Source organism: Hymenobacter saemangeumensis (assembly GCF_039541835.1).
In the GTDB taxonomy this organism is placed as follows: domain Bacteria; phylum Bacteroidota; class Bacteroidia; order Cytophagales; family Hymenobacteraceae; genus Hymenobacter; species Hymenobacter saemangeumensis.
This window is the reverse complement of record NZ_BAABGZ010000081.1, coordinates 187870-197362: the sequence shown is the minus strand read 5'-3', so window position 1 is coordinate 197362 and position 9493 is coordinate 187870. Positions and strand designations below refer to the sequence as shown.

At 64.0% G+C, this 9493-nt stretch carries 6 protein-coding genes; 1 reads left to right on the top strand and 5 read right to left on the bottom strand.

The features are described from left to right. The 5 genes from ABD919_RS22730 to ABD919_RS22710 form a co-directional block, all read right to left on the bottom strand. Positions 1 to 1427 (bottom strand): ATP-binding protein (locus tag ABD919_RS22730; protein ID WP_345238388.1); only part of this gene is annotated, 1427 nt, incomplete at its 3' end. Between the two features lie 352 nt (positions 1428 to 1779). Continuing rightward, positions 1780 to 3030: a glycosyltransferase gene (locus tag ABD919_RS22725; protein ID WP_345238387.1), complete on the bottom strand. Its 1251-nt coding sequence runs from the start codon at positions 3028 to 3030 to the stop codon at positions 1780 to 1782. 69 nt (positions 3031 to 3099) lie between these two features. After that, positions 3100 to 3303, bottom strand: a complete 204-nt coding sequence (locus tag ABD919_RS22720) for a hypothetical protein (RefSeq protein ID WP_345238386.1) — start codon at positions 3301 to 3303, stop codon at positions 3100 to 3102. 194 nt (positions 3304 to 3497) lie between these two features. After that, the gene (locus ABD919_RS22715) at positions 3498 to 4850 is read right to left on the bottom strand and encodes an amidohydrolase family protein (RefSeq protein ID WP_345238385.1); all 1353 of its coding nucleotides are present in this window, start codon (positions 4848 to 4850) and stop codon (positions 3498 to 3500) included. A gap of 130 nt (positions 4851 to 4980) precedes the next feature. Continuing rightward, positions 4981 to 8091 carry an amidohydrolase family protein gene (locus ABD919_RS22710; protein ID WP_345238384.1) on the bottom strand — a complete coding sequence of 1037 codons (3111 nt, stop codon included), beginning with the start codon at positions 8089 to 8091 and terminating at the stop codon, positions 4981 to 4983. 171 nt (positions 8092 to 8262) lie between these two features. Here ABD919_RS22710 and ABD919_RS22705 point away from each other — a divergent pair, with 171 nt between their 5' ends. After that, positions 8263 to 9414 carry a serine hydrolase domain-containing protein gene (locus ABD919_RS22705; protein WP_345238383.1) on the top strand — a complete coding sequence of 384 codons (1152 nt, stop codon included), beginning with the start codon at positions 8263 to 8265 and terminating at the stop codon, positions 9412 to 9414. Positions 9415 to 9493 lie beyond the last annotated feature (79 nt).

Here is a 9493-nt window from a genome sequence, read left to right as displayed (position 1 = left end):
GCGTTCTGCAGCATGGCCTGCTGGCCCTGGGTGGGCAGGCCCAGCTCCTCGCCCAAGGCGTGCAGGTTGAGCTTGGCGGCGGTCAGCAGCTGCCCCACCCCGTCGTGCAGGTCCGAGCCGATGCGCCGCCGCTCGGCTTCCTCGGCTTCGAGCACCGCCGCCGCCCGCAGCCGCTCCAGGCGCTGGCGCTCCTGCTCCAGCTCCACGCGCTGCTGCAGCCGGCGGCGGTTGTAGAGCAGCGCCGCCAGCGCCAGCAGCAGGGCCGCCACCACGGCCCCGGCCAGCAGCTGGGTGTTGCGGCGGCGTATCACCTGCTGCTGCGTTTTCAGCTGCGCCGCCTGCAGGCGGTTCTGGGCTTCTTTTCGCTCGGTTTCGAAGCGGTTCTGCAGCAGTCGGGTTTCGGTTATTGTCTTCTCTTTAATAGCTGAGTCGCCGAAGGCTATGTGCTTTTGCTGGCTTTGAAAGGCTTTCTCAAATTGCCCCAAGCCATTGTAGGCGGCTGCCAGCCCGCTGTACACGTCCCTGATATTCTCAAACATGCCTATTTCCAGCACCAGTGGCAAAGCCCGCTGATAGTAGGCTAAGGCGGCCTGGTGCTGTGCTTGCTCGCCGGCCGTGCGCCCCAGCAGCAGCAGCGCCCGACTCATCAAGTAATTATCGCCTACCTCCTGCCCGAGGGCAAGCGCACTATTGAAGTTCGTAGTGGCCTTGCTCATCTCTTTTTTAGCAAGCGCAATCTGTCCGAGGGCCATTTGCATGGTACCCCGGTTCTGGGCATCGTCGCTGAGCTTGTTCAGGGCCAGTGCCCGCGCCACATAGGGGGCAGCCTGGTCAAACTTCTTTTCGTTTAAATACAGCCCGGCGATGTTACACAGGCAGGTTTCGTACTCATGCACGTCGGCCACCGAATCGGCCAGAGCCAGGCAGCGCCCATAGTAGCGCAGCGCCCGCTCGTTGTCCAGCAGCTGCTCGGCCAGGGAGCCCATGTTTGAGAGGGCCCGGACCTGCATTTTCTTGTCGCCGATGCGCTCGGCCACTTCCAGGCTGGCAATAAACAGCTGCAGGGCCTCGTTGAATTTGCCCCGGTTGGCGTAGACGCTGGCCAGTCCGTTTTGCGCCCGTATAGTGCCCCGCATAATGCGATGCGCTTTCCACAAAGCCAGGCTGCTGGAGAAGAATACTTCGGCGCTGTCCAGGTCGCCGCGCTCGTAGGCGCACACGGCCAGCTCCATAAAGGCGGCGGCCTCTCCCCGCGGGTACTTCAGCTGCTGGGCCGTGCGCATCGCCTGCCGGGCCCGGACGGCGGCTTCGCGCGGCCGGGCCGCGCTTAGCTTATTGGCCAGCGCCACCAACCACTTCACCCGCATGGTATCGGGTGCAGGCTGCTTTTGGAGCAATGCTTCGAGCGAGTCTATCTGTCGGTTCACGGGCGCTTGCGCCTGAGCATTTAACAGCAGCCCTGACCACGCCAGGCACACTTTTAAAACGAGTGTAAAATAGTTTTTCATAGGCCAAAAACCTCTGGCTACTCTGCCAGTGAAGTTAATCACCCGAAAATGGGGAGTTCCTGGGAACTGCCGGTTTTTGACCTGCAGAGCGCATCCGTGCCAGTACGGATATACCTCAGGGTGAAGCACAGCCGGCATCGTCCCCAGCCCTGGAGCAGGCGTACCCTTTACTTACCTGACTATCAACACCAATGAGCGAACTTTATCGCCACCGAGCAAGGCTGAAGCAAGCGTGGCTTGACTGCGCGGGGTGGGCACAGGGGCTGCGTTCTTATCCCCATGTAACAGCTGCTGGGCTAGCCTCCAGTCCCAGCCGGGAACTGAGCTCGCGCAAGCGCTGCCACTCGGGGTTTTCGGCCTGGCAGCGCCGGGTATAGCGCCGGGCGGCAGCCATATCGCGCCGGGCCAGCGCCACGATGGCCAAGCCATAGAGGCAGTTTACGCTGCTGGCTTGCCGGTGCAGGCCCCAGCGAAACAGCAGCCGGGCCAGCGTGAAGCGGCCCGCGGCCAGAAAGCAGCAGCCCAGCTTGTAAAGCCGCTCGGCCGGATAGAGGTAGAGGTCGCCGGGAATGATGGCCTCGAAGCGCAGGGTATTGAGCGAGCTTTTGGTGCGGAGGTAGCACTGCGCGGCCCGGCCGTACTGGCCTTGCCCGTAATACACGTCGCCCAGAATAAGGTAGCCCAGCGACTGGCCCGGATGGAGCTGCAGGCTGTGTTGGAGCAGGGCAATGGCGGCCGGGGCCTGGCCGGCCGCCTGCAGCAGGATGGCCGCGTTGCAGCACGCCGAGCAGCGAATAACCAGGGAAGCTGTGTAAGGCCCACTCAACTCCCTGAACAGCTGCAGAGCTTCGGGTTCCCGCTTCAGAAACCACAGCGTTTTGGCTTGCTGATAGCGCAGCCACTCATCCTGCGGCGCCTCCCGCAGGCTCTCCTCAAGCAGGCGCAGGTAGTTGGCTTGCTTGCGCTGAATAAACTCCTGGCTCAGGGCAAACACCTGGTGAATCAGCCGCCCGGCCCTCAGCACTTCGATGCGGCTGCTGGCCCCGCTGATGCTGCTGTTGATTTGCTCGTGCACACGGTAGGCGTAGCGAAACGTCGCGTTTTTGCGAAACAGGCGGACTATACCGACCGGGCAGCTGATTTTTCGGCCCGAGTCGGGGTCGAGGTAGACGTCGGCCCGCTCCAGCAGAAAGCCCCCCACAGCGGGCGGTGTGCGGGCCAGCAGCGGCCCCAGGGCCCCACCCTCCCAGTACTCGTCGGCGTCCAGAAACAGAATCCAGTCGCCACTGGCCTGCTCAATGGCCTGGTTGCGGGCCCAGGCATAATCGTCGCGCCAGGTGATGGGCAGCACCCGCGCCCCATGGGCCTCCGCAATGGCCACCGTGCGGTCGGTGGAGCCGGAGTCGACTACAATCAGCTCGTGGGGCTGCAGTACGGCCACCGAGGCCAGGCATTGGCCAATAAAACGCTCTTCGTTGCGGGTGATAACGCAGACGGACAGCTTCGGGCGGGCAGTTCGCATGGGCAGGAATAAAAAAACAGCCGAACCCTGCTGGTCCGGCTGTGATGGATTGGGCGGAGCGACGAGGCCTTAGGAGTGATAAAAGGCCGAGAAACGCTCCTGATGAATCTCAATGCCTTCTACCAAATCGTTTCTCTCATCGAACCCCATAGATTCTTCCACATCATAGGTGCGGCCGTCGACAATGAACGTGTGGTCATCCAGCACCTTTACTTCGGTGTGGGAGGGGTCGAGGCCAAGGAAAGCCAGCAGCATGGTAAGCAAGTACGACATAGCGGAATGTTTAGGTGAGTAAGTCCGATACAAGTATAATGTTAATAAGAGAGATTGTAATTAAAGCAAACTTCAATCGAGGCGACAGAATAATAATCAAGCGGTTAAAAGGTGAGCGTTAAAACCCAAATAGATTGGCTTTTAACGCTCACCTTGCAACCGCTACTAAAAATGCGCATTAGGCGCTTATTGCCCTACTTCACCCCATACTTGCCCCGGAACTTCTGCTCCAGATAGGTTTGCTTGCTGTTCAGGTTCACGTCGCGCCCATCGATAAAGGCGCGGGTGACGGCGTTGCTGCGCATATCGAGCAGGTCGCCGCGGCTGAGCACCAGGGTGGCGCTTTTGCCGGTCTCCAGGCTACCGTAGTCTTTGGCGATGCCCAAAATCTGGGCTGTGGTATAGGTGACGGCCGTGAGGGCCTGCTCTTTGGTAAGGCCGAAGGCGGCGGCGGTGCCGGCAATGAAGGCCAGGTTGCGGGAGCCGGGCACCTCCTGGTCGCCCTGGTAGTCGAGGCAGAAGCGCACACCGGCGGCCTGCAGCTGGGCCGGCAGCTTGTAGGGCTGGTCGTAGTCGTCGGCATCGCGCCGGGGCAGGGCGTGCAGGCGGCTCACCACCACGCTGATGTCGTTCTGCTTGAGGAAGTCGAGCACCATCCAGGCGTCGCGGGCCCCTACCACGGCCACCTGCTGCACCCCCAGGCGCTTGGCAAAGCGCACCGACTCGATAATCTCCTTGCCGTAGTCGGTGTGGATGTACAGGGTTTTGCTGCCGTCGAACAAGCCGCTCAGCGCGGCCAGGCGCAGGTTTTCCTTGCGGCCGGCGGGCAGCTGGCGGTAGGCGCTGGCTTCGGCCAGCAGCTGCTCCAGGTCGCGCAGCTGGGTTTCGCGGGCTTTCTGGCGGCGGTCAAGCTGGGCGGTTTCCTCGTTGGGGTTGAGCCGGAATATCATGGCCGGCCAGCGCAGGTGCTGGCCGTCGTCGGCACGCACCACGGCATCCTGCCAGTTCCAGGCGTCGAGCTGCACCACGCTGCTCTGGCCCGAGAGCAGGCCGCCCTGGGGCGTGGTCTGGGCCAGCAGCACGCCGTTGGTGCGCACGGTGGGCAGGATGTCAGAATCGGTGTTGTAGGCAATGAGGCTGCGCACGTTGGGGTTGAGCGAGCCCACCTCGGCCTCGTCCACGGTGGCCCGCACGGCCTCAATCTCGGTCAGGCCCATGGGCGTGCTGGGCACGATGAGGCCGGGGTAGAGGTGCTGGCCGTCGGCGGCAATGGTTTCGTAGCCGCTGCGGTCGCCGCTGAAGCCAGCGGCGGGGCCGGCATATGTCAGGCGGCCTTTGTCGAAGGCCACGGCGGCGTTGGGCACCACCGTGCCGTTTCCTACGTGCAGCGTGGCCCCGGTTATAAGAATGGGTTTTGCCTGGGCCGGGGCGGGCGTGGGAACCTGGGCGTGAGTGGCCAGGGGCAGGGCCAGCAGCAGGGCAATTCTTAGCTTGATATCCATGAGACGGGGCACCGCATCAGCGGGCCGGTTTTTAAATTTTTTCATGACTTCGGGCCTCAGATTTCTCCCTGATGCCGTCATAGTTTGTTCGCTCTGCCTTTGCTCCCTGGTCGGCGAGGCCAACCGATGGTGTAAACTGTGCTTGAGTTAGGGAGAGCTGCGGCAACAACCTGCCTTACTGCTCGGTGGCTTCGCCCAGCGTGTCGCAGTGGTAGAGGCCCTTGGCTTTGGCGGCCGGGGCCTGGGTGGGGGCGCCGCCTTTCTTGGCTTGCAGCATGGCCTGCACCAGGCGCTGCCGCTCGCGCTGCATGTCGGCCCGCAGCTGGGTGTCGGTGCTGAGGCTGAACAGCTCGCGGCCATCCACGAAGGTGTACTCCGGCTTGGCATAGATGCTCAGGGGGTTGTCGTTCCAGAGCACCACGTCGGCGTCCTTGCCTTCCTTGATGGAGCCCATGCGGGCGTCGAGGTGCAGCATTTTGGCCGGGTTGATGGTCACCAGCTTCAGGGCTTCTTCCTCGCTCAGGCCGCCGTACTTCACCGTTTTGGCTGCCTCCTGGTTGAGGCGGCGGCTCATCTCGGCGTCGTCGGAGTTGATGGCCACGTTCAGGCCCACGCGGGTCATGATGGCGGCGTTGTAGGGAATGGCGTCGCGCACCTCGTTTTTGTAGGCCCACCAGTCGGAGAAAGTGCTGGCATTCACCCCGTGGGCCTTCATCAGGTCGGCCACCTTGTAGCCTTCCAGGATGTGGGTGAAGGTGTTCACCTTGAAGCCCATGCGGTCGGCCACACCCAGCAGCATGTTGATTTCGCTTTGCACGTAGCTGTGGCAGGTGATGAAGCGGCGCTGGCGCAGGATTTCCACCAGCGCGTCCAGCTCCAGGTCGCGGCGCGGGGCCTCGGCTTTGGCTTGCTTACCTTTGGAAAGCTTGCCGTAGGCGGCCAGCTCCTGCTCGTACTCCCGGGCGCGGGTGAAAGCATCCACGAACACCTGCTCCACGCCCATGCGCGTCTGCGGGAAGCGCTGGGTGTACTGCTCGCCCCAGTTGCTTTGCTTCACGTTTTCGCCCAGGGCAAACTTGATAAAGCCCGGGGCGCCCTCAATCTTCATGGCTTCGGGGGCCATGCCCCAGCGCATCTTTATCAGAGCCGACTGCCCGCCGATGGGGTTGGCCGAGCCGTGCAGCAGCTGGGCGGCCACTACGCCCCCGGCCAGGTCGCGGTAGATGTTCACGTCCTCGGGGTCGAGCACGTCGCCGATGCGCACCTCGCTGGTCACGGCCTGGGTGCCCTCGTTCACCCCGCCGGTGATGGCCAGGTGGGAGTGCTCGTCGATGATGCCCGGGGTGAGGTGCTTGCCCGTGCCGTCGATGCTGCGCCCGCCCTTGGGCAAAGCCAGGTTTTTGCCCACCTTGGCGATGCGGCCGTTTTCGAGCAGCACGTCGGCGTTTTCCAGCTTGCCGGCGGCGTCGCTGGTCCACACCGTGGCATTCTTGATGAGGGTAGTCTGCTTGGCCGGCAGCTCCGTCCGGCCATAGGCGACAAAGGGAAACACCACCGGGCCCAGGGCGGGCGCGGGCGTCACCTTGGCCGAGTCGCGTCGGGCGGCGCGGCTGGCTTCTTCCTGGCGCACGGCCCGCCACTTCACCGGCGTACCATCGGCCAGCAGGCCGTCGCCCTGAAAGATGCGGCCCTCCTGGGTGTAGTAGCCGCTGAGGCGGGTGGCGCCGTTAGTTGTCAGCTGTGGGTTGTCGGTTGTTGGTTTCTTGTCCGGGCCCTTCTCCCCTTTTCCTTTGATTTTATCGGCGGGGCTGAACACGATGGTGGCCAAGTCGCTGGTCACGGTGAGGGAGCCGCGCAGGGTGTCGCCGGGGGCGGGCACTACTTTCAGCTCGGGGGCTTCGGGCTTGCCCTGAATGAGCAGGCTGCCGGCCTGGGTGCCCAGCTGCAGGCTGTACACGCCGCGGTAGTCGGCCGGCACGGTGCTGAGCTGGTACCGCTCGCCCTGCACCCAGTTGTCGAGCAGCACGTTGGCATCGGACAGCAGGCGGGCCGAGCACACCACGAAGCTGGCCACCATGCCGGGCCGCAGGGCGCCCACCTGGTTTTCGGCTTTCAGCAGCCGCGCCGGCGTGTCGGTGAGGGCGCGCAGGGCGGCGGTTTCGCTCAGGCCATACTGCACGGCCTTGCGCAGGTGGGGCAGAAACTTCTTTTTGTCCTTGAGGTCGGCGCTGGTAAAGGCAATGGGCACGCCGGCCTGGGCCAGGCGGGCGGCGTTGGCCGGGGCCAGCTCCCAGTGCTTCAGGTCTTCGAGCGGAATGCGCTGGGCGTCGTACACATCCTCCACGTGGTAGGCGTCGGGGAAGTTGAGGGGCAGCACGAAGGAGGCGCCGCTGGCTTTAATCTCCGGCAGGCGCTGGTACTCGTCGCCGTTGCCTTTAATGATGTACTGCACGCCGGCCTCGTCGCCCAGCCGGTCGGCCCGCAAAGCCGACAGCTTGTCTTTCACCTGAAACAGAGCCGGCAGGCTGCGCTGCTGCGTCAGGGCCTGCAGCGAGAGGTTCTGCTCCCGCTGCGGGGCTTTCTCGTTCCATTTGGCGTCGAGGTAGGTTTGCCGCAGCAGGGCAATGCTGCCCATCAGCGAGCCGGGGTAGTCCTGGGTGCTGCTGCCCTTGTCGAACGACAAGGCCGAGGCGGCGCGGTCGAGCAGCAGCGCTTCGCTTTCCTTGCGCTGGGAGCTGAGGCTTACCAGGGCCGCCGTGCCGCGCATGATGCCGTCGGCCTGCTGCGTGAGCACCGTGCCGAAGCCCAGGGCGCGCAGCTGGCCGGCCTGCTCGTCGTTTACCTTGAACAGCTCGGCAGCATTCACCTCCGGATGAATGGCCTGGTTCCAGCTGAAGGCTCCCACTTTCTGGGTTTCTATCTGCGGCGGCAGGGCCCGCCCGCGCTGGGCAGCCGGCTTTATTTCCGGCACCCCGTAGTTGGTGTACAGGTCGATAAAGCCCGGGTAGATAAACTTGCCGCTCAGGTCCTGCACCACGGCGCCGGCGGGAATCTTCACCGTTTTGCCCGGCCCGGCGGCTTCCACCCGGCCGTCGCGAATCAGCAGCGTGGCATCCTCGATTTTGGTTTGGTAGTCGGTAAAGAGCGTGGCGTGGGTGAAGGCGTAGAGGCCGGGGCGCTGGTCGTACACGCCGTTGCGTGGGTAGCTGCCGGGCTGGGCCAGGGTCGCGCCCGCCCCCAGGGTTAGCAAAGCCGCCAGGGGCAGCCGAGAATAGTTGAAGCTCATGAAGTTGCAAGCCCGGCGCTTGGGCTTCCTTGCTGGAAGCCGCTGGCTCGGGAAGCTCAAAGCTACAGGCCAGCCTGCGATGTGAGACCTGAAGGGCTGAACCGCCCCCGCCCACGGCAGGAACAGCCGTAGCTTTGGCAGCCCATTTCCCCCGCCAATCCCTTTCCTCCTGTGCGTATTATTTTCTCCCTGGCGCTGCTAACTGCCACCTTTGCCGCCCCGGCCCAGCCCGCCCCGGCAGCCGATACCGCGGCGCTCACTGCCACGCTGCGGCAGCACTGGCAGCAGTCGGGCCTGCCCGGCTTTGCCGTGGCGGTAGTCAGGCCCGAGGGCATCGCCTACGAGCAGGGCTTTGGCTACGCCAACAAGGAAAGCCGGACGCCCTACACCCCGGCCACCGTGCAGTGTGTGGGGTCGATAAGCAAAACGCTGATTGGCATAGCCCTGCTGCAAGCCGAAGCCGACGGTAAGCTGCGTCTCGACCAGCCCGTAAACGAGCTGCTGCCCTTCGCCGTGCAGCACCCCTACTTCCCCGCGCAGCCCATCACCCTGCGGCAGCTGGCCACCATGACGGCCGGCCTCACCGACGACCAGCGGTTTTACAGCAAGCATGCCTACGCCAAGGGCCAGTCGAGCCCGCTCAGCAACGAGGAGTACCTGCGCCGCACCTTAAGCCGGGGCGGGCAGTGGTACAGCCACAAGCGCTTCGTACCCCACGCCCCCGGCAGCTACTACGCCTACAGCAACGAGAGTGCTGCCCTGGCTGCGCTGGCCATAGAAAAGGCCACCGGCCAAACGTTTGCCGACTATACCAGGCAGCGCATTCTGCAGCCCCTGGGCCTCACCGATTCGGGCTGGAGCGGGGCCGAGCTGGCAGCAGCGGGCCTGCCGCCCACGCGGCGGGCCACCCTCTACACCCCTGGGGGCCGCCCCGTGGCGCCCTACTACACCATCACCTACCCCGATGGCGGCCTGCTCAGCAGCACCCACAGCCTGGCCCGCTACCTGCAAAGCATCCTCCACCCGGCCCTGCCCGGGGCCCCGCTGCCGCCCGCCGCCCGCGACTCCCTGCTGAAGCCACAGTTTTCGGCCGCCCACCCGCCCCGGCACCTCGACCCCGCCGAGCCCAATCAGGGCTTGTTCTGGGCCTACCGCCGCAACGGCACCGTGGGCCACACCGGCGGCGACACGGGCCTGAGCACCTTTCTGTTTTTCGACCCCCAAACCCGCATCGGCAAAGTATTCGTAACCAACACCGAGATTACCGAGCGCAACGCCTCCCAATTTAAAGTCATCTGGCAGCTGCTCGATGGAGTGAAGTAGGTTTTAGGGCTTAGGTTGTTAGGGCTTGGAAGTTAGGTCGCAAGGAATTAGCCTTTGAGGACTTCCCTACGTATCATGA